The 19,854-nt window shown below is 67.8% G+C and carries 16 protein-coding genes; 7 read left to right on the forward strand and 9 right to left on the reverse strand.

Features of this window, described 5'->3' with window-relative positions:
• Nucleotides 1-9 precede the first annotated feature (9 nt).
• Entirely contained in the window at nucleotides 10-381 is a 372-nt protein-coding gene (locus tag AAG801_RS14025) for a hypothetical protein (RefSeq protein ID WP_341888917.1), read from the forward strand.
• A 66-nt stretch (nucleotides 382-447) separates the two neighbouring features.
• Here the strand turns inward: AAG801_RS14025 and AAG801_RS14030 are convergent, their stop codons facing one another.
• The 5 genes from AAG801_RS14030 to AAG801_RS14050 all read right to left on the reverse strand — a co-directional run bounded on the left by AAG801_RS14030 (nucleotide 448) and on the right by AAG801_RS14050 (nucleotide 5,712).
• Nucleotides 448-1,914: an amidohydrolase family protein gene (locus AAG801_RS14030; RefSeq protein WP_341888918.1), complete on the reverse strand. Its 1,467-nt coding sequence runs from the start codon at nucleotides 1,912-1,914 to the stop codon at nucleotides 448-450.
• A gap of 61 nt (nucleotides 1,915-1,975) precedes the next feature.
• The gene (locus AAG801_RS14035) at nucleotides 1,976-2,737 is read right to left on the reverse strand and encodes a sulfite exporter TauE/SafE family protein (RefSeq protein ID WP_341888932.1); all 762 of its coding nucleotides are present in this window, start codon (nucleotides 2,735-2,737) and stop codon (nucleotides 1,976-1,978) included.
• 2 nt (nucleotides 2,738-2,739) lie between these two features.
• Nucleotides 2,740-3,993 carry an MFS transporter gene (locus AAG801_RS14040; RefSeq protein ID WP_101489794.1) on the reverse strand — a complete coding sequence of 418 codons (1,254 nt, stop codon included), beginning with the start codon at nucleotides 3,991-3,993 and terminating at the stop codon, nucleotides 2,740-2,742.
• Between the two features lie 83 nt (nucleotides 3,994-4,076).
• The gene (locus AAG801_RS14045; RefSeq protein WP_341888919.1) at nucleotides 4,077-4,964 is read right to left on the reverse strand and encodes a polysaccharide deacetylase family protein; all 888 of its coding nucleotides are present in this window, start codon (nucleotides 4,962-4,964) and stop codon (nucleotides 4,077-4,079) included.
• A 28-nt stretch (nucleotides 4,965-4,992) separates the two neighbouring features.
• Nucleotides 4,993-5,712, reverse strand: coding sequence for a fumarylacetoacetate hydrolase family protein (locus AAG801_RS14050; RefSeq protein WP_341888920.1), 720 nt, complete (start codon nucleotides 5,710-5,712; stop codon nucleotides 4,993-4,995).
• A 122-nt stretch (nucleotides 5,713-5,834) separates the two neighbouring features.
• Here AAG801_RS14050 and AAG801_RS14055 point away from each other — a divergent pair, with 122 nt between their 5' ends.
• Entirely contained in the window at nucleotides 5,835-6,812 is a 978-nt protein-coding gene (locus AAG801_RS14055) for an AraC family transcriptional regulator (RefSeq protein ID WP_341888921.1), read from the forward strand.
• 143 nt (nucleotides 6,813-6,955) lie between these two features.
• Here the strand turns inward: AAG801_RS14055 and AAG801_RS14060 are convergent, their stop codons facing one another.
• A complete protein-coding gene (locus AAG801_RS14060) occupies nucleotides 6,956-7,897 on the reverse strand; it encodes a LysR family transcriptional regulator (RefSeq protein ID WP_341888922.1) in 942 nt (313 codons plus the stop codon).
• Nucleotides 7,898-8,037: 140 nt separating this feature from the next.
• On the opposite strand from AAG801_RS14060, the gene AAG801_RS14065 reads away from it, so the two are divergent.
• From AAG801_RS14065 to AAG801_RS14075, 3 genes are read left to right on the forward strand one after another with little or no spacing between them, the layout of a single operon-like run.
• Complete coding sequence (locus tag AAG801_RS14065; RefSeq protein ID WP_341888923.1) at nucleotides 8,038-9,516, forward strand: TIGR00366 family protein; 1,479 nt, start codon at nucleotides 8,038-8,040, stop codon at nucleotides 9,514-9,516.
• Between the two features lie 16 nt (nucleotides 9,517-9,532).
• The gene (locus tag AAG801_RS14070; protein ID WP_341888924.1) at nucleotides 9,533-13,000 is read left to right on the forward strand and encodes a molybdopterin-dependent oxidoreductase; all 3,468 of its coding nucleotides are present in this window, start codon (nucleotides 9,533-9,535) and stop codon (nucleotides 12,998-13,000) included.
• Between the two features lie 40 nt (nucleotides 13,001-13,040).
• Complete coding sequence (locus tag AAG801_RS14075; RefSeq protein ID WP_341888925.1) at nucleotides 13,041-13,985, forward strand: ornithine cyclodeaminase family protein; 945 nt, start codon at nucleotides 13,041-13,043, stop codon at nucleotides 13,983-13,985.
• Nucleotides 13,986-14,006: 21 nt separating this feature from the next.
• On the opposite strand, the gene AAG801_RS14080 is transcribed toward AAG801_RS14075, so the two are convergent.
• Complete coding sequence (locus tag AAG801_RS14080) at nucleotides 14,007-14,975, reverse strand: LysR family transcriptional regulator (protein ID WP_341888926.1); 969 nt, start codon at nucleotides 14,973-14,975, stop codon at nucleotides 14,007-14,009.
• 102 nt (nucleotides 14,976-15,077) lie between these two features.
• Between AAG801_RS14080 and AAG801_RS14085 the strand changes: the two genes are divergently transcribed.
• Nucleotides 15,078-16,073, forward strand: coding sequence for a tripartite tricarboxylate transporter substrate binding protein (locus AAG801_RS14085; RefSeq protein ID WP_341888927.1), 996 nt, complete (start codon nucleotides 15,078-15,080; stop codon nucleotides 16,071-16,073).
• Between the two features lie 91 nt (nucleotides 16,074-16,164).
• Entirely contained in the window at nucleotides 16,165-17,796 is a 1,632-nt protein-coding gene (ggt, locus tag AAG801_RS14090) for a gamma-glutamyltransferase (protein WP_341888928.1), read from the forward strand.
• A gap of 16 nt (nucleotides 17,797-17,812) precedes the next feature.
• Here ggt and AAG801_RS14095 read toward each other — a convergent pair whose 3' ends face one another.
• Both AAG801_RS14095 and AAG801_RS14100 read right to left on the reverse strand, forming a co-directional pair.
• Nucleotides 17,813-19,177: an FAD-binding oxidoreductase gene (locus tag AAG801_RS14095; RefSeq protein ID WP_341888929.1), complete on the reverse strand. Its 1,365-nt coding sequence runs from the start codon at nucleotides 19,175-19,177 to the stop codon at nucleotides 17,813-17,815.
• An 8-nt stretch (nucleotides 19,178-19,185) separates the two neighbouring features.
• Nucleotides 19,186-19,854, reverse strand: a 669-nt coding sequence (locus tag AAG801_RS14100; RefSeq protein ID WP_341888930.1) for an ABC transporter permease, incomplete at its 5' end; no start/stop codon positions are given.

A 19,854-nucleotide genomic window follows, 5' to 3' on the forward strand; every position in this document is an offset into this window, starting at 1 on the left:
GGAGTTGAAATGACTTTTCCCAGAGCCGCTCTCAAGTGGGTTGCCGCAGGTCTCGCAGCTGCCGGCGCCTTGTTGACGGTTGCATCGGCCAACGCGGGCACCAGCTGGTCCATTGGCGTGAACCTGCCCGGCGTGGTCGTGAGTGAGCCCGCACCGGTCTATTACGAGCCGGCGGCTGTCTACTCGCGACCGGCTCCGACCTATTACCAGCCTGCACAGCCGGCCTACTCGGTCCCTGCACCTGTCTACGACGAACCTCGGTCTCGCTGGGAGGAGCGCCGCGCGCAACGCTGGGAAGAGCGCCGGGCGGAGCGCCGTGAATGGCGTCGCCGGCAATGGGAGCGCGAGCAGCACCGCCGCTACTACGAGGATCGCGACTGATGTTGTTGGCAACGTCGATCCGCGCGCGTCTCCCGAAAAGCTGCTGCAGCAAGCGCGCCTCAGCCGTCAGGGCTTGAGGGCCTCACTCGCCGCAGCGCGAATCCGCTCCGCCGATTGCCGCGCGCGCCGCATGATGCCGCGCGTGTCGTAGGCCAGCAGCCGCCCGTTGCGCTTCACGATGCGGCCGTCGACCATCACGGTGTCGACGTTGGCGGCGCTGCCGCTTTGCACGATGGCGGTCTCGACGTTGCCGACCGGGCCCATGTTCAGGTCCTGCGTGCGCACCAGGATGAGGTCGGCGCGCTTGCCTTCGGTGATCGAGCCGGTGACGTCGCCCAGCCCCATCGCGATGGCGCCGTTGAGGGTCGCCATCTCGATCGCCTCGGGCACGCCGATCGCCTTCGACTGCGCGCTGGGCGTCCCGGCCCACGGCACGCCCAGGTTCCAGGTGAAGCGCATGGCCTCGAACATGTCCGGCGGTGCGATGGAGGTCGCATCGCTCGACAACGAAATGGTCAGGCCCGCGTTGCGCATCGCGAAGAGCGCGGCGCGCGCATCGCCGGTGCTGCTGAGCCGCAACTCGGAGTGCGTGGCAAAGGACAGCGGCGTTTTCGTGCGCGCCATGGCCGCGAGGTCGGCCGTGCTGGCGGGCACGTAGTGCGCGAGCATGAAATCCGGGCCGAGGTAGCCGCGCCGTTCGTAGTCGACGGCATCGACGTTGTTCGGTGCCTCCTGCGGTGCGTGGATCGCAACGGGCAATCCACTGGCCTTGGCGGCCTTCATCTCTTCGTGGAACACGGCGTCGGTGCTCTGCTGCGGGCCGCGCAGGTTCAGCCCCAGGTGCACCAGTCCGTCGAAAGGCGAGCGCTCGCCGAACCATTCCCGCCGCACGCGGGCCAGGTCGTCGTAGCGGTTGAGTTCGTCGGCGGGCATCTTGTCGACGTGGCCGTAGGCGTAGCGGGCGCGCAGCAGCGCGTTCTGGTGCGCACGCAGCTCGGCATCGGCATGGGCCGGGGAGCGCGTGTTGTGCGACCAGTTGTGCACGGTGGTCGTGCCGCCGTTCGCCAGCTCGGCGCAGCCCAGCATCACGCTGTTGTAGAAATCGTCGGGCGTGTACAGGGTCGAGGTCGCGTTCTTGGCGGGGTAGTACGAGAAGCCGCCGTCGCTCGCGGTGAAGCTGCGGCCGATGGCGCTCCACATGTGATAGTGCGAATTGACGAAGCCCGGCATGACGATCATGTCGGTCGCATCGATGATCTCCGCGCCGGCCGGTGCGCTCAGGCCCCGCCCGATCTTCTCGATCACGCCGTTGCGGACCCACACGTCGGCACGCGGCAGCACGCCCTTGGCGCGGTCGACCGTGATGACCGCGCCGTTGCGGATGAGGTAGCTGCCGCGGCGGATGCCAGGCGATGCGGGCGCGCGCGCGGTGCGGGCCGACACCGACGCCGAGCCGACGAGCGCCGGCGCACCGGTGGCGGCGACCATCAGCGCCCCTGCAAAACGGGTGAAGTCTCTTTTGGTTGTTTGCATGTCCAGACCCAGTAGTTGCCAGTGATTGAAGTGATGGAAAGAAGAGGAAGCGAAAGCCCGCTCAGTACGCCTTGAGAAGAAACGCCGCGGTCATTGCCAACCCCGTCAACACGACGAAGCCGCGCACCACCTCGGGTTTCAGTCGCCGGGCCGCCATGCCGCCGGCATAGCCGCCGACCGTGGCACCGAGGGCCATCCACAGCGCGTAGGTCCAGACAATCGCGCCACTGGCCGCGTAGATGGACACGGCGATCAGCGTCAGGATCGCGGAGACGAAGTTCTTGATGCCGTTCATGCGCCCCATGTCGGTGTGTCCCAGCGCGCCGAGCACGGCGAGCAGCAGGATGCCCAGGCCGCCGTTGAAGTAGCCGCCATAGACGGCGACTGCGACGATGCCCAGGTCGGCGAGCCAACGGCCTCGCGGCTTGTGGCTGTTGTCGGCGGTGGCGATCCTGCGGCGCACCAGGCCGGGTCCGATCGCGAAGAGCAGCGTCGCGGCCAGCAGCAGCCACGGCACGATGCGGGCAAAGGCATGGTTCGAGGTCGACAGCAGCAGCGCTGCACCGGCCGCGCCGCCGAGCACCGAGAGCACACCCAACCGCAGGAGCGAAGGCGACATCGGTCCCGACAGTTCCTTGCGCAATGCCCAGGCACCGGCCAGGTAGCCTGGCAGCAGCGCGGCGGTTCCGGTGGCGTTGGCCGACACCAGCGGCACGCCGACCATCGCCAGCGCAGGCAGCGTCAGAAAACTGCCGCCGCCCGCCACGGCATTGAGCGCACCGGCCAGGGCCGCGGCGCCGCCGAGCAGCGCCCCGTCGAGCAACATCACGGCTTGCGCGCCGGCAGCGACATCCGGTCGGTGTGCAGCAGCAGCGTGAGCCCCACACCGATCGCCGCCAGCAGCGTGATCTGCACCAGCCCGGCCGTGCTCCAGCCGAAGCGCGAGGCAATGCCGCCGATGACGAAGCCCGCGACCGCGCCCGCGCCGTACAGCGTGGTGACGAACACGCCCGTGGCGCGGCTCGTGAGCGAGGCATGCACCGCCTTGATGTGATACCCCGCCAGGTTCACGTAGAGCACGCCGCTCACCACGAAGCCCCACGCGAAGGACAGCGCCGACTGCACCACCATGTCGGTGGGTCCCGAGAACATCAGGAAGCCCAGCAGGCCGGTGCCCACGAAGCTCGCCGAGAGCACGAGCTTGGGATGGAAGCGGTCGCCGAGCCAGCCGCCGAAGATCGATGCGAACACGCCGAAGCCGAAGGTGCTCATCACGCGGCCGGTGTCCGACGGCGTGTAGTGCAGGTGCTCGCGCAGGAAGGTCGGGTACATGCCCAGGTAGCCGTAGATGCAGAGCCCGCCGATGACGCTCATGCCGGTCAGCAGGGCGGTGTTGCGGTTCCACAGCGTGGTGGCGCCGCGCTGGTCGGTGCGCCCGCCGGTGGCCGCCACGTTCTCGGTCATGCGCTTGCTCACGGTGAGCGCGATGATCGCCATGGCCGCGAAGCCCGCCACGCCGAACACGATGAGCGGCAGGCGCCAGTCGCGCTCGACGCCGATCAGCTGGCCGCCGAGCAGCGGCCCCAGGATCGCGCCGATGCCGAAGGAGAAGTTGATGGCGCCCACGGCGGTGGCCCGGTAGCGCGCGAAGTAGCTCGCGGCGATGGCGATCACCACCGTCAGTTGCATCGCCTCGCCGATGCCGGTGACGGCCCGGTAGACGATCATGTCGGCGAAGCCGTGCGAGTAGGCCGCCAGCAACGTGCCCAGCGAGAAGATCGCAATGCCGATCTGCAACACCGTCTTGCGCGACAGCCGCGCCAGCAGGTAGCCCGTCGGGACGCCGGCCACCGCCATGCCCAGCGTGAAGATGGTCGACAGCAGGCCGGTGTCGGCCAGGCTGAAGCCGAACTCCTTGCGCACGTCCGCGGCAATGAGCGGAAAGATCTGCCGGTCCATCGCGTTGAGCGCGTACGAGGCGAGCAGCACCAGGAACATGCCGATCTCCAGCGCAGTGATGGGCGCCTCGCGGCGCGCGCCACCGGCGGCTGGGGAAATGACCGAGGTTGAGGAATGCACGTGTCGTCTCCTTCTCGTCGAGCGAGAAATCTGTTTGTTGTTCGTTCGTTGCACGGGGCCGCCGGCGCTGTGCCGGCGAAGGGTCAGGCCGCGGTGGCTGCGGTGCTGGCGGCGCCGTACCAGTCGAGGATCTGCTCGCCTGTCATGAAGGCCACGTCGTCGTGTTGCTGGATGTGCGCCAGCGCCTCGCGGAAGTAGCGCAGGCGATGCGGCGCGCCCATGATGTACGGATGCACCACCAGCGCCATGACGCGGGCCGAATCTTTCGCGTCTGCGTAGAGCTGTTCGAACTGGTCGATGGCGCGGTCGCGGTACTCGCTGGCCTTGTGGTGCTGGATCAGCATCATCGCCACGTCGTTGCATTCCTGCGTGTAGGGCACGTTCACGATCGAGCCGCCGTCGCGTGTCTTCAGCCGCACGGGTTGGTCATCGAGCACCCAGTCGCACACGTACTCGTAGCCTTGCTCGGCCAGGATGTCGGGCGTGTGCCAGGTCTCCGTGAGCCCCGGGCCGAGCCAGCCGCGCGGGCGCTTGCCGGTGTAGGCGCGGATGGCCTCGGTGGTCTTGGCGATGTCCTCGACCTCGTCGGGCACCTTCTGCATGTTGCGCTGCCCGAAACCGTGGCCGATGAATTCCCACTGGCGCTCTTTCGCGGCCTTGGCGATGGGTTCGTAGGCGCCGATGGCCGACCCGTTGATGGCGAGCGTGGCGTTGATGCCGAGCGCGTCGATCACTTCCAGCATGCGCCAGAAGCCGACGCGGTTGCCGTACTCGTGCCAGGCCCAGTTCGGGATGTCGGGCATCGGCGAGCCGCCGGCCGGTGGCGTCAGCACGGTGCGGGGCATGGTCTCGTCGATATTCCATTCCTCGACGTTGACGATGACCCAGACGGCCAGCCGCTTGCCGCCGGGCAGCTTCAGTGCGGGACGGTCCGCGATGGAGGAGTACGAGATGCGTTCGAGTGGTTTCATGGGGTCTCCGTGTGCTGCGGTTGCGGGCTCAGACGATCTCGACCTGCAGGGGCGCGAGCCCGTCGATGCGGCCGGTGAGCTTGTCGCCGCGTTGCACCGGGCCGACCCCTTCGGGCGTGCCGGTGAAGATCAGGTCGCCGGGCAGCAGGCGGTATTGCTTGGACAGCTCGCTGACGATTTCATGGACGTTCCAGATCATCTTTTCGAGCACCGAGTCTTGCCGCACCGCGCCGTTCACCGAGAGGTTGAGTGTTCCCGAACGGATGTGCCCGACCTTCGCCACCGGATGGATCGGGCCGCAGGGCGCCGAGTGGTCGAACGACTTGCCCTGTTCCCACGGCAGGCCGCGCTTGTTGCATTCGCGCTGGCGGTCACGCCGGGTCATGTCCAGGCCTGCGGCGTAGCCAAAGACGTGGTCAAGCGCGGTGTCGGGCGACACGTTCGATGCATCGCTGCCGATGGCCACGACGAGTTCGAACTCGAACTGGAAGTCGTCCGTCAGCGTGGGGTAGGGCACGCGCCCGTCGGTCACCACCGAGTCGGATGGCTTCTGGAAGAAGAACGGCGGATCGCGCTCGTCGCCTTCCTTCATCTCCCGGATGTGGGCCAGGTAGTTGCGGCCGACGCAGTAGACGCGGCGCACCGGAAAGCGCTGGTCGCTGTCCACGATGTCGATGGAGATGGGCTGGACTTGAAGGGCGTCGCTACGGGTATCGGTCGCGCGCTCGGCCGTCGGGTGGGGGGACATGGGTTTGTCTCTCTGGATGGTTTGGAAAGGAGTGGCTAGAGTCTAGGAACGAGGCCTTCTCACCTCAACGCGCAGGCTTGCGCAAAGATATGCAATCCTTGCGATCTTGAGATCCGCTCTTCATGCCACCCACGCCTTCTCCCGACGAATTCGTGCCGCCGCCCCGCGCCGGCGCCGCGCGTGCCGCCATCAGCAACTACACGATGGCGGCGCGGGCACAGCGCGCCTATTTCGGCATTCACGACCAGAGCAACTGTCTGCCGAATCCGGTGCCGCACCGGCACGAGTACTTCCAGATCTACGTCAACACGCGAGGCGAGACCACACACTACATCGGCGGGAACCAGCGCGCCATCGGCGCCGGCACGGTGAGCTTCGTGCTGCCGTTTCTGGTTCACTACATTCCGAACGCGGCCGACGGCGTGTTCCATGTGATCAACATCAGCAAGGACTACCTGCTGCCGTCACTGGACCTCGACGTGTTCGAGCTGTCGGAGGTGCCGCTGTCACGCGCGCCCGAGCTCGCGCCTTTCCGGTTCCAGCATTGCCTGGATTTCCGCTTCGATGAAACCGAGACCCAGCAGCTGCAGGCGCTGTGCGAACGCATGGCACAGGAAGCGCAGCGGCCGCCGGGCGAAGACACCGCCAGCCACCTGCTCATTCGCAGCCATCTGCTCCACCTGATCGGCATGGTGTGGCGGCGCTACGGCGATGAGTTTCGCAACTGCGAGGCGCAGGGACTGGCCCTGCAGTCGTACCGGCCGGCGGTGCTGCGCTGCATCCGCTACATCAGCCGCAACCTCGCGCAGGAGCTGAACCTGGCGGACGCGGCGCATGCGAGCCATGTGTCGCCCACGCACCTGGCGCATCTGCTGAAGAGCGAGACGGGCAAGACCTTCCTGGAGCTGGTGACCGAACGCCGGATCGAGCGCGCGAAGACGTTGCTGGTGTTCACTGGCGCCTCCGCGGCGGAGATCGGCGAGAGCACCGGCTTCGGAGAGCCCACGCAGTTCGCGCGCCGTTTCGGACAGATCGTGGGGGCGACGCCTTCTGCGTACCGGCGGCAATTTCAGCGAGGTGGGAATCGGACGTGGGACTGACGGGCGCGGTGCTTCCTGGCATGCCCGGTGGCAGGCGGCCGCATCGCCTCCCTGTTCGACAAGTCGATTTCCATGCATGAAATTCCTGCCGCATAGGACTTGGGTCCCATGCGCGCGCGCGGCGGACCGCCGCGGCGAGAAAGCTACTGCGGCTCGTCGTCCATGCGCGGTTGTGACTCTCTCGTGAGTGTCTTGGCCAGCAACCGCAAGGTGCTCGCAGAGGCTGCCGTGGCCTCGGACAGAACGGCCCCGCGCCGGTAGGCCAGTCCCAGGTCCATCGAGGGCACCGCGCTCGACACCACCGTCCGGCGGATGCGCCCGCCATCGTGCGACCACGGGCGAAACACCAGGTCCGACAAGATGGTCACGCCCACGTTCTGTGCAACGAGGCTGCGCACGGCCTCGATCGATTTGGTGCGGAACACGACCTTGGGCTTGAGCTTCATTGCGCTCCAGTAGCGGCTCACGGTGTCCACGTGCTCGTCCATGTCCAGCAGCACGAAGGGCATCTGCGCGATCTCGCGCAGCGGCACCGACTTCTGTGTCACCAGCGGATGATCGAACGACGTCCACAGGCGGCGCTCCGACTTCAGCAGGTTCTCGCGGCGGATGTCCGGCGCGCGCGAGAGGTTCGACACCAGGACCACGGCCAGGTCGAACTCGCCGCTGCGCAGGCCGTTCTCGATCTCGAGCCGGTTGCGCTCCACGGGCTCGAACTCGACCAGCGGAAGTTGCCTGCGCATCGCGCCGATGATCTTCGGCAGCATGTATTCGGACACGGTGTCGGTGATGGCGATCTGCACCCGCCCCTCGACCGCCGACACCGAGTTGCGCGTTTCCTCCACTGCCGCCTCGAGCGTGTGCAGCATGTGCTCCGCGTGCCGAAGAAAGCCTTCGCCCTGCACCGTGAGCCGCAGCCCGTCGGAGTGCCGCGTAAAGAGCTGCACCTTCAGCGTCGACTCCAGGTTCTTGAGCGACGTGGTCAGCGACGGCTGGCTCACATAGCAGCGCTGGGCTGCGCGGGACACCTGGCCCGTGTGCGCTGCAGCCACGAAGTGTTGCAGCTGCTTGATCGTTATCGACATAGACACATCCTATATCGCTCTATTGAAAATAGAGATTATGAATTGTCGATGGCAATTCCTAACATCCGGGCAGCACGCCATGTCAGGCGTGTGACGAGGACGCCCACCGTTCCAGAAGCAGTAGCAGCAGGAGACCCACCATGCCATCGACATCACACACTTCCGCCGGCCCCGGCGCCCATCCTCCGGTACTCCAGGAGGCCCCGGCCGAAGCCGGGCTGTTGAGCCGCCTGGGCCTGCGCTTCACCGCCTGGGCCGAGCGCTGGTTTCCCGACGCCTTCGTGTTCGCGGCCATCGCCGTGGTGGTGGTCGCAGGCGCCGCGCTGCTGAACGGATCGAGCCCGCAAGCGGTGGCCAAGTCTTTCGGCGACGGCTTCTGGAGCCTCATTGTTTTCACGATGCAGATGGCGCTGGTGGCCATCGGCGGCTACGTGGTGGCGACCTCGCCGCCGGCCGCGCGACTCATCCGCAAGCTGGCCGCACTGCCCGTGTCGGGGCGTCAGGCCATCGCGTACGTGGCGGCGATCAGCATGATCCTGTCGCTCTTCAACTGGGGCATTTCGCTGATCTTCAGCGCGCTCTATGTGCGCGCGCTGGCCGGCCGCCTCGACCTGCGCATGGACTACCGCGCCGGCGGCGCGGCGGCCTACCTCGGCATGGGCGCGACCTGGGCGTTGGGGCTCAGTTCGTCGGCGGCGCAGTTGCAGGCCAACGCCAGCAGCCTGCCCAAGAGCATCCTGGACATCACCGGCGTGATCCCGTTCAGCCAGACCATCTTCCTGTGGCAGTCGGTCGCCATGGCGCTGGTGTTGATGGTCGTGTCGGTGGCCATCGCGCTGTGGTCGGCGCCCGACGCGAAGCACGCGGTCACGGCGCAGGACCTGGGCGTGGACCTCACGGAAGCCAAGCCCGCTGCCGCCGAGCCCGCCGGGCGCCGCCCCGGCGAGTGGTTCGAGCGCAGTCCGCTTCTCACGCTGCTCCTGTGCGCGCTGGGCTTCGGCTGGCTGGCGCAGGAGTTCATGGCCAAGAGCCCGCTGATCGCGATCTCGGGCCTCAACACCTACAACCTGCTGTTCCTCATGATCGGGCTGCTGCTGCACTGGCGCCCGCGCAGCTTTCTGGACGCGGTGTCGCGTGCGGTGCCGTCGACGGCGGGCGTGATCATCCAGTTCCCTCTGTACGGTGCCATCGCGGCCATGCTGACCGGCGCCAAGGGCGACGCAGGCATCACGCTGTCGGACCGCGTCGCGCATCTGTTCGTGAGCATTTCCAGCGTCGACAGTTTCGCCGTGGTGATGGGCGCGTACTCCGCCGTGCTGGGCTTCTTCATTCCCTCGGGCGGCGGCAAGTGGATCATCGAGGCGCCCTACGTCATGCAGGCGGCCAACGACCTGAAGGTCCACCTGGGCTGGGCCGTGCAGGTCTACAACGCGGCCGAGGCGCTGCCCAACCTGATCAACCCGTTCTGGATGCTGCCGCTGCTGGGCGTGCTGTCGCTGAAGGCGCGCGACATCGTGGGCTTTACGTTCCTGCAATTGCTGGTGCATGCACCGCTGGTGCTCTTCATGCTCTGGGCCTTCGGGCGCACGCTGAGCTATGTCGCGCCGGTGATGCCTTGAGCCACCCAGATTTCGGATGCAAGTGATGACGACGACGGCGCCCACGCAAACCAAACAGGGCTACTGCACGCTCTGCCGTTCGCGCTGCGGCACGCTCAACGAGGTGCAGGGCGACATGCTGGTGTCGGTACGGCCCGACGCCTCGCACCCCACCGGCCAGGCGATGTGCATGAAGGGCAAGGCCGCGCCCGAACTGGTGCACAGCCCGCACCGGCTGCGCTACCCGATGCGCCGCACCCGGCCCAAGACCGAAGCGGACCCGGGCTGGGTGCGCATCGGCTGGGACGAGGCACTGGCCGAGACCGCGCAGCGCCTGGGCGCCATCAAGGCCGAGAGCGGCGCCGAGTCGGTGGTGTTCGCCGTGACCACGCCCAGCGGCACGCCCCTGACAGACAGCATCGATTGGATCGAGCGCTTCGTGCGCCTCTTCGGCAGCCCCAACATCTGCTACGCGACCGAGGTCTGCAACTGGCACAAGGACTTCGCGCACGCCTTCACCTTCGGCTGCGGCATGCCTGCGGCCGACTACGCGCAGGCCGATCTGATCGTGCTGTGGGGGCACAACCCCGCGAACACCTGGCTGGCGCAGGCCAATGCCATCGGCCGAGGCCGCGCGAACGGCGCGAAGATGGTGGTGATCGACCCGCGCCCCACGGCGCTCGCGCGGCAGGCCGACGCTTGGCTGCCCGTGCGGCCCGGCACCGATGCGGCACTGGCGCTGGGGCTGATCCACCTGCTGATCGCGGACGCGCGCTTCGACGAAGGTTTTGTGCGCGCGTGGACCAATGCCCCGTTGCTGGTGCGCGGCGACAACGGGCACTTCTTGCGCGAGCAGGACCTGTGGCCCGATGCCCAGGGCAACCGCTTCATGGCGTGGAACGACGCACTCGCCTGCGCGGTGCCCTATGACACCGAGCAGGCGGCGCAAGCCCAGGACGGAGCCCACTTTCGCCTGCGCGGCGCGGTCGAGATCGACGTGGGCGCACATCGCTTGTCGTGCGCGCCCGCCTTCGAACTGCTGGCCCAGGGCTGCGCCGCCTACACGCCGCCGAATGTCGAACGCATCACCGGCGTTGCGCAAGCCTCGCTGCGCGCGGTCGCTGAGCTTTTCGGCACCTGCCGCCGCGTGGCCTATCACGCCTGGACCGGCATCGGCCAGCACACCAACGCGACACAAGCCGAGCGCGCGGTCGCCACGCTGTATGCGCTGTGCGGCAGCTTCGACCGCATCGGCGCGAACCGCGTTCGCGTCGGTCCGCGCGTCAACGCCGTCAACTCGCTCTCACTGCTGCCCGACGCCCAGCGCGCCAAGGCCCTCGGCCTGGCCGAGCGCCCGATCGGCCCTCCCGCACACGGGTGGGTGACGGCGCGCGACACCTACCGCGCGATGCTCGAAGGCGAGCCCTACAAGGTGCGCGCGATGATGGCCTTCGGCACCAACCTGCCGGTGTCGCAGGCCGACACCGCGCTCGCGCACCAGGCGCTGTCGCAGCTCGAATTCCACGTGCACTGCGACCTGTTCGAAACACCCGCCGCCCGGTACGCCGACATCCTGCTGCCGGTCAACACGCCCTGGGAGCGCGAAGGCCTGCGCATCGGTTTCGAGATCGACGACCGCGCGGCCGGCTGGGTGCAGTTGCGTCAGCGCATGGTGACGCCACGCGGTGAATCGCGATCCGACAACGACGTGCTGTTCGACCTGGCCGTTCGCCTGGGCATGGGTGACGGCTTCTTCGGCGGCAGCCTGGACGCGGGCTGGAACCACATGCTCGAGCCGCTCGGCCTCACGGTCGACCAGTTGCGCGCCCGGCCCGAAGGCATGGCCTGCACCATCGACGCGAGCGAACAGAAATACGCCCGCGCCACGCCCACCGGCGTGCGCGGCTTCGACACCCCGACGCGCCGCGTCGAGCTCTATTCCGAAACCCTGCTGCGCCACGGCCAGCCGCCGATCGCCACCTTCGTCGAGCCGGCCGACACGCCGCGCGATGCGAAGGCCACGCGCCAGGGCCGCTTTCCCTATGTGCTGAGTTCGGCCAAGAACGGCTTCTATTGCCACAGCCAGCACCGCAGTCTGGCCTCGCTGCGCAAGCGCGCGCCCGATCCGGTGGCCGAATTGAGCCCCGCGCTCGCGGCCGCGAAGGGCATCGTGGACGGCGACTGGATGCGCATCCGCACGCGCGTGGGCGAGGCCCGCTTCGTCGCACGCGTCACGCCCCAGTTGGGAGACGACGTCATCGTGGCCGAGTTCGGCTGGTGGCAGAGCTGCCCCGAGCTCGACCGCGACGGCCTCCCGGTCGAAGGCGCGTTGGGCAGCAACTTCAACGCGCTGATATCCGCCGACAGTTGCGACCCGGTGAGCGGCTCGGTGCCGCATCGCTCCTTTCTCTGCGACATCGAACGCGACCCGGCGACAGAGATGCGGCAGCGCAAGTGGCCCGGCTACCGTCCGTTCCGCATCAGCGAACTGCGGCCCGAGGCCGACGGCGTGCTGGGCATCCACTTCGAAGCGGTCGACGGCGGCGAACTGCCCGACTACCGACCCGGTCAGCACGTCGAGATGCAGTTGCATCTGGACGACGGCACGCAGGTCACGCGCGCCTACTCGCTCACGGGCGCGGCCGAGGTGCCGGGCCGGCGCAGCTACAGCGTGGCCGTGCGCCACCAGCGCGGCCGCTCGGCCGACGGTACGCCGCACGAGGGGCGCGTGTCGAGCCATCTGCACCGCGCGCTGAAGGTCGGCGACACCCTCGCGCTGCGGGCGCCGTCCGGCGGCTTCGTGCTGCCGCGCCACTCGCCGCAGCCGCTGGTCTTCTTCGCGGGAGGCATCGGCATCACGCCCTTCATCAGCCTGCTCGAATCGCTGCCCGACGGCGCGCAAGGGCCGGCCATCTGGCTCTACTACGCCAACCAGAACGGCACGACCCACGCGTTTCGCGAGCGCATTGCGCAGCACGGCGCGCGCCTGCCGCAGTTGCAGGTTGTCGACCACTACAACGCACCACGGCTGCAGGAGCGGCAGGGCATCGACTACCAGTCGGACCGCTTCATCGACGCGCGCGTGGTGGACGACGCGTTGATCGCGCAGCGCGCCCGTTTCTACCTGTGCGGACCGCCGGCCATGATGGACGCGGTGACCGCCGGCCTCGTGGCGCGGGGCGTTCCGCGCTTCGACATCTTCAGCGAGGTCTTCCGCTCGCCCACCACGCCGCCCACCGACAGCGACCAGCGCTTCACCGTCAGCTTCGCGCGCTCGGGCCACGTTCCCGCGACGTGGACGCCCCGGCAGGGCACCTTGCTGACCTTCGGCGAATCGCTCGGCGTGCAGATGGCCAGCGGCTGCCGCGTGGGCCAGTGCGAGAGCTGCGCCGTGCGCCTGCTGAGCGGCAAGGTGCGCCACCTGCACGGCAGCGAACCGGAAGACCCGGCCGTGTGCCTTGCCTGCCAGGCCGTCCCGCTCGAAGACGTGGTGCTCGAGGCCTGACGGCCGGCACTTTCAATCACCTGATTCCATCCGCGACCTCATGAAAATCATCGATACCGAAAGCACCCGCCGTGCATTGCCCTTCGACCGCCTGATCCCGGCCCTTCGGGAGATGTTCATCGCCGGCTGCGAGGTGCCCTTGCGGCACACGCATTCGCTCCAGGCCGAAACGGACGCCTCGCCCCGCACCGTGCTGGTCATGCCGGCGTGGCAGCACGACCGCTACCTGGGCATCAAGACCGTGACCATCTTCCCGGACAACGCGCAGCGCGGCCTGCCTGGGCTGTTCTCGACCTATGTGCTGTACGACGCCAGCACGGGCGAGCCGCTGGCGCAGATCGACGGCAACGAGATCACGTCGCGCCGCACCGCTGCCGCATCGGCCCTGGCCGCGTCCTACCTCGCGCCTGTCGACGCGCGCAGTCTGCTGGTCGTCGGCTGCGGGCGTGTCGGCCGCCTCATTCCCGAGGCCTTGCGTGCCGTGCGCCCCATCGAACGCGTGGTGGTGTGGGACCGCGACGAATCTGCGGCGAAGGCACTCGCTGCGCGGCTGTGCGCGCAGAACATCGAGGCGGCCGTTGCGCCGGATCTCGCCAAGGCGGTGAACGACGTCGACATCGTGAGCTGCGCCACGCTCGCCACGCAGCCGGTGGTGCAGGGCGCGTGGCTGCGGCCTCGCAGCCACCTCGACCTGATCGGCAGTTTCACGCCGCAGATGCGCGAAGCCGACGATGCCTGCTTTGCGGGCGCACGTCTGTTTGTCGATACGCAAGAAGCGTTGAAAAAGAGTGGCGAACTGCTCGGGCCGATGTCGCGCGGCGTGTTCGCTGCCGACGATGTGGCGGGGGAGTTGGCCGACCTGGCCGCGGGCCGGATTCAGGGGCGCGCCGATGGTGATGGGCGAACCGTCTTCAAGGCCGTGGGCACCGCCTTGGAGGACCTGGCCGCCGCAGTGGTGGTCTACGAGGCTTCAGATTCGAACTGAGGCACTTGCCTTGGCGGGCCGCTAAGCCCTGGGCGCCGCCTGCACGGGTGCGGCAGGCAAGCCTCGCGCATGCGCCTTCAGGCAGTCAATGAAGTCCATGAGCGTGACCGAGACGTGCTCGCGGTTCCACACCACAGTGATGGGGCCGAAGCGGATGTTCGAATCAATGGCGACCTTTCGGAACAGCCCCAGCGAGGCCATGTAGTCCGCCATGGATTCCGCGCACACGCCGACATAGTCGCCCTTGTGCAGCAGGGCCTGCATCATGGCCAGCGAAGCGGTTTCTGCCTTGGGCACCAGCCACGAGGCCTGTTGCTCGATGAGGTAGGCATCCATCTGGATGCGGGTGAGCGTGCCAAGGGGCGGCATCACCCATTGCTCGCGCAGCACGTCGGCAAAGCCCAGCGGCTGGTCGCTGTGCCAGTGCTTGCTGCCCTGGCCGATGACGATGCTCACCTGGTCGTCGAAGAGCACGTGGTGCGCCAGCTGCGGCTGGTGCGCCCTGGCATCCAGAACGCCGATCACGGCATCCATGGCACGCGTGTCCAGGCCCTTGAGCAGGTCGTCGAACAGCCCGTCGTGAATGGACACGGCCACATCGGCATGGCGCTGCTGGAATGCGGTCACGGCTTCGGGCAGGCCGCCGGCGATGCCGGCCCAGACGCTGCCCACGTTCAGGCGCGGCACGCGTCCCGCGGCCACCGCATGCATCTCGCGGCCGGTGCGGACAATGTCGCCCAGCACGGTGATGGCCAGCCGCTTGAGCAGATGCCCCGCGGGCGTCAGCTGCACCTTGCGTCCGCGCACCACCAGCGGCGTGCCCGCCACGCGTTCCAGTTCCGCCAGCCAGTGCGACATGGCCGATTGCGTCATGTGCAGCCGCGCCGCCGCTTCGGTCAGCGTGCCCGCCTCGTCCAGCACCAGAAAGGATTCCAGATGCCGGACCTTGATGCCCCGGGCCCAGGAGAGGCCTTCTGAACGCTCGATCATGAGTAAACCTTCATGGTTCCATTTTGCATTTTCACTAGGTGGATGGCGGCGTTGTCATGAAAATTACTTCATCTTTTATGTCAGACCCTCAGAGGAATTCCTGTGCCTGAAGCAATCACGAACGTCTACAAGATCCTGATGGGTGTCGCGGTCGCGGCAGTCACAGCCACCACGGCCACCACCGTGTTCGCGCAAGCCTCCTACCCCAGCCGGCCCGTGCGGCTGGTCGTCTCGCAGGCCCCGGGCGGCAGCAGCGACACGATCGCGCGCCTGTGGGCCGAGCATGCAGGCAGGGCCATCGGCGCCACCATCGTGGTGGAGAACAAGCCCGGCGCGGGCGGCATCATTGCTGCACAGACCGTGCTGAATGCGCCCGCCGATGGCTACACGCTGCTGTTGGGCAGCGTGTCGCTGATGGTGCTCAACCAGTTCACCTACAAGCCGCTGCCCTACAACCCCGAGAAGGATTTTGTGGGCGTGACCATGCTGACCACGGTGCCGTTCGTGCTGTCGGCCAATCCGGCCACGGGCATCAAGACGCTCAAGGACCTGACGGACAAAGCCAAGGCGGCGCCCGGCAAGCTGAACTTCGCGTCCGCCGGCCTGGGCAACTCCACCCATCTCGCTGTCGAGTTGGTGAGCAATGCCCTGGGCATTTCGATGACCCACATCCCTTACAAGGGCGAGGCCGACGGCATCCTGGCCACCATCGGCGGGCAGACCGAAGTGATGGCACCGGTGTATGGCACGGCGCTGCCCCACATCAAGAACCACAAGCTCAATCCACTGGCCGTGTTGTCGCCGCAGCGCACCCCCGAGCTGCCCGACGTGCCCACGCTGGGCGAGCTGGGCGTGAAGGGCTTCGACAACATGGGCTGGAGCGCAGTGGTGGCGCGCGCCGGCACGCCGCCCGACATCGTGGAAAAGCTCAACAAGGCGACTGCCGCCTTCCACAAGAGTCCCGACGTGCAGGCCAAGCTCAAGAGCATGGGCGTGATCGCCATGTCGGGCCCTTCCGCGCTGGTCATGGAAACGGCGGCGCGTGACACCAAGGCCTGGGGCCCCACGCTCGGGGCGCTGAACCTCAGCGCCAAGTAAACCGGCGACCCGCGCAAGCGCCGCTCCCTTTTCCTCCCATCTCCACCCCTTGCCGTATCGCGATGCAGCAAGGGGTTCGTCAGCACAAGTCATGAAAAAAGAAGCAATGGTGGTCTGCCCACAGCCGGAGGCCGCCGAATCCGGCATCGACATCCTGCGCGCAGGCGGCAACGCGGTGGACGCCGCCGTGGCCACCGCGCTGGCCCAGACGGTGGTCGATCCGCTGATGTGCGGCATCGCAGGTTTCGGCACCGCCGCCGTGTACCTGCCCGGCGCGCAGGTGCACGAGTATTTCGACTTCCACTCGCCCGCGCCGCTGGCGGCCAGGGAAGACATGTGGGAGCACCTGCTGGAGGGCGAGACCAAGGACGGCTTCGGCTTCATCCTCAAGGGCCGCGTCAACGACATCGGTCCCCAGTCCATCGGCACGCCGGCCACGCTCAAGGGCCTGGAGGCCATGCACCAGGCGCACGGCCGACTGCCGTGGCGGCAGGTGGTGGAGCCCGCCATCCGCTGGGCCGCGGACGGCTACTTCGTGCGCCCCGGCATGCACGCCTTCTGGACCGACGAGCCCACCATGGGCCGCGTCGGCAACCTGGAGCGACTGCAGTACTGCGAAGACAGCCGCCAGCTGTACTGCCGCCCCGACGGCCGCCCCAAGCCCATCGGTGCGCCGCTGCGCAACGAAGGCATGGCCGCCGTGCTGCGCCAGATTGCCGAAGAGGGCGCGCGCCCGTTCTACCAGGGCGACCTGGCGCACAAGATGGTGGCGCACCTGCAGTCGCTGGGCGCGCTGATCACGCACGACGACCTGACCCGCTACCAGGTGCAGCGCAACGCGCCGCTGGTGGGCCGCTACCGCGACCGCACCATCACCACCAACCAGCCCCCGGGCGGCGGCGCCATGCTGCTGCAGATGCTCAACATCCTCGAGCACTTCGATCTGGCAGGCCTGGCGCACAACAGCCCCGCCTACCTGCAGACGGTGTGCGAGGCCATGAAGAAGGCGACGATCGATAAGGACCGCTGCATCGGCGACCCGAAGTTCTTCGACGTGCCGCTCGACCGGTTGCTGTCCAAGGACATGGCCCGCGACGTGGCCGAGCAGATCCGCACGGGCCATCGCTTCAACGTGGAGCGCGTGAACCCCGGCGCGCCCGTGCCGCGCGACACCACCCACCTGAGCGTGGTCGACGCCGACGGCAACGCCGTCTCGCTGACCCACTCGCTCGCCATGCCCTCGGGCATCATCACGCCGGGCATGGGCTTCCTCTACAACGGCTGCATGGGGGTGTTCGACCCGCGCCCGGGCCGCGCCGGCAGCATCCAGCCGGGCAAGAGCCGCTTCACCTCGTCATGCCCCACCATGACCTTCAAGGACGGCGAACTCGACGTGGTGCTCGGCGCGCCCGGCGGCACGCAGATCGCCATGGGCGTGCTGCAGGTGCTGCTCAACGTGATCGACCACGGCATGGAAATGCAGGCAGCCGTGTCGGCGCCGCGCTTCTCGTCCACGAGCAATTCCATCGACGTGTGCAACCGCATTCCGCGTTCCACCACGCGCGCGCTGGAAGCACAGGGCTACGCCATCGGCCGCAACCCGTACAACTACACGATCGGCTGGGTGCACGGCGTGCAGGTCCAGGCCGATGGCCTGCACGGCGGCGCCGACCCCGGCCGCGATGGCGTGGCGTACCGGCTGCGCATGGACGCGGCGCACTGATCGGTCGCGAGGCCCGTCAATCCGCGGCAGGCACCGGCCAGTCCCGCAGCTTGCCCGGGTTGAGCAGCCCCATCGGATCGAAGCGCTTCTTCACCTCGATCACTTCAGGCGGCAGCGGCCCGCCGGCCTTGCCGTCTTCCACGATGTTCACGTGCGGGTTGTTGATGTGCACCTGGTGCGCGCGGTGGATGTCGATGATCTCGTTGAGCCGCGCCTCGGTGCTGAAGCGCACCAGCTGCAGCCCGCTGCAGGTCAGCAACCCCGCCACGTTGCGCAGGAACTCGACGTGCATCAGGACCTCGCCGCCCAGCAGCTTCTCCATCTCGATGATCTGCGCGACATGTTTTCCGGGAATGAACCCGCTCTGCAGGTAGGTCAGCGTCGGGTCGATCTTCAGCGCGTGCAGCGTCGTGTGGTTCCAGGTGAACTCCATGAGCGTGCGGTTGCTCTTCTGCACCTCGGCCGCGGTCTTGCGGTAGCCGACGGTGCCGCCGTGCGCTTCCACCAGCAGCATCATCGCGGGCTCGTTCGACTCGGCCACCAGCGACAGCACGGTGTGGCAGCCCTTGGGCAGGTGCGCGGCCAGTTGCGCGAGGTGGTCGGCGACGGGCGCGGCGAAGAAGGTCACGCCACGCTTGACGATGCCCGGCGCGTTCGCGAGCTTGTCGGCGAAGTTCAGCGCGCGCTCGAAGCTGTCGAAGGTCACCAGCGTCTCGAGCCACGGATGGGCTGGTGCCAGCGCGATCTCCAGTTCCAGCACAAGGCCGTTGGTGCCCCACAGGTGGTGCATTCGCATGGCGTCGGGGCCGCGCAGCTCGACCACCTGCGGCTCGGCCTCGATGGTCATCGCGCGGATGCCGATCACGTTGCCCGGCGCACTCAGCGGGCCGTAGTTGATCGAGCCCACGCCGCCGAAGCCGCCGCCGAAGAGACCGCCCAAGGTCGCGCTGCGGTAGGTGGACGGCACGCAGCGCAGCTCCTGGCCGGTGGGCTTGGTCTGCTTCTCGAGCTCGCCCAGGCGAATGCCGGCCTGCGCGCGCGCCACGCCGGGCTGCACCCACAGGCAGGCGTTGTAGCCGGTCATGTCGAGCACCACGCCACCCGCGAGCGGCGTGGTCTGGCCGTAGTTGCCGGTGCCGCTGCCGCGGATGGTGATGGGCACGCTGCGGCGCGCGCAGGCGCCCACCACGGCGCGGATTTCGTCCTCGGTGCGCGGGCGCACCACGACGTCGGCGCGCTTGTCTTTCAGCTGGCGCGTGAGCACCGGGCTGAACCACGAGAAGTCTTGCGACAGGCGCGTGACGCGGCCCTCGTCGGTGATCCAGTCGAGGTCGGGGAGTTCGAGCAGCAGTTGTTCGATGGTGGAAGCGGGAGCGTTCATGGTCAATGTCAATCCTGGGAAAGTTCGCTCGCATGCCACGAGCCCAGCGCCACCTTGGTGAGCCAGGCCATCAGCACGAAGAGCGCGACGCCGGTAAGAGAGATGAGCAGCAGGGCTGCGAACATGCGCGGAATGTTCAGCTGGAAGCCCGCCTGCAGGATCTGGTAAGCCAGCCCCGCGCCCGAACCGCCCGTGCCCGCGACAAACTCCGCTACCACCGCGCCGATGAGCGCCAGGCCGCTGGAGATGCGCAGCCCGCCGAAGAAATACGGCAGCGCGCTCGGAATGCGCAGGCGCACCAGCTGCTGCCAGCGCGTCGCGCGGTTCAGCTTGAAGTAGCTCTGCAGGTCGGGGTCGATGCTGCGCAGGCCCAGCGTGGTGTTGCTGATGATGGGAAACAGCGCCACCAGCGCCGCGCACACCGTCATGGCCGCCACCGGGTTCTTCACCCAGATGATGATCAGCGGCGCCACGGCCACGATCGGCGTGACCTGCAGCAGCACCGCATAGGGAAAGAGCGCGGTCTCGATGCGCTTGCTCTGCACGAACAGGAACGAGATGAGCACGCCTGCCACCGTCGCCAGCGCGAACGACAGCACCGTGATCTTCAGCGTGACCAGCAGTGCGCTGCCCAGCGGCGCCCAATCGGTCACCAGCGTCTGCATCATGAGATAGGG

Source organism: Variovorax sp. YR752 (genome assembly GCF_943372545.1).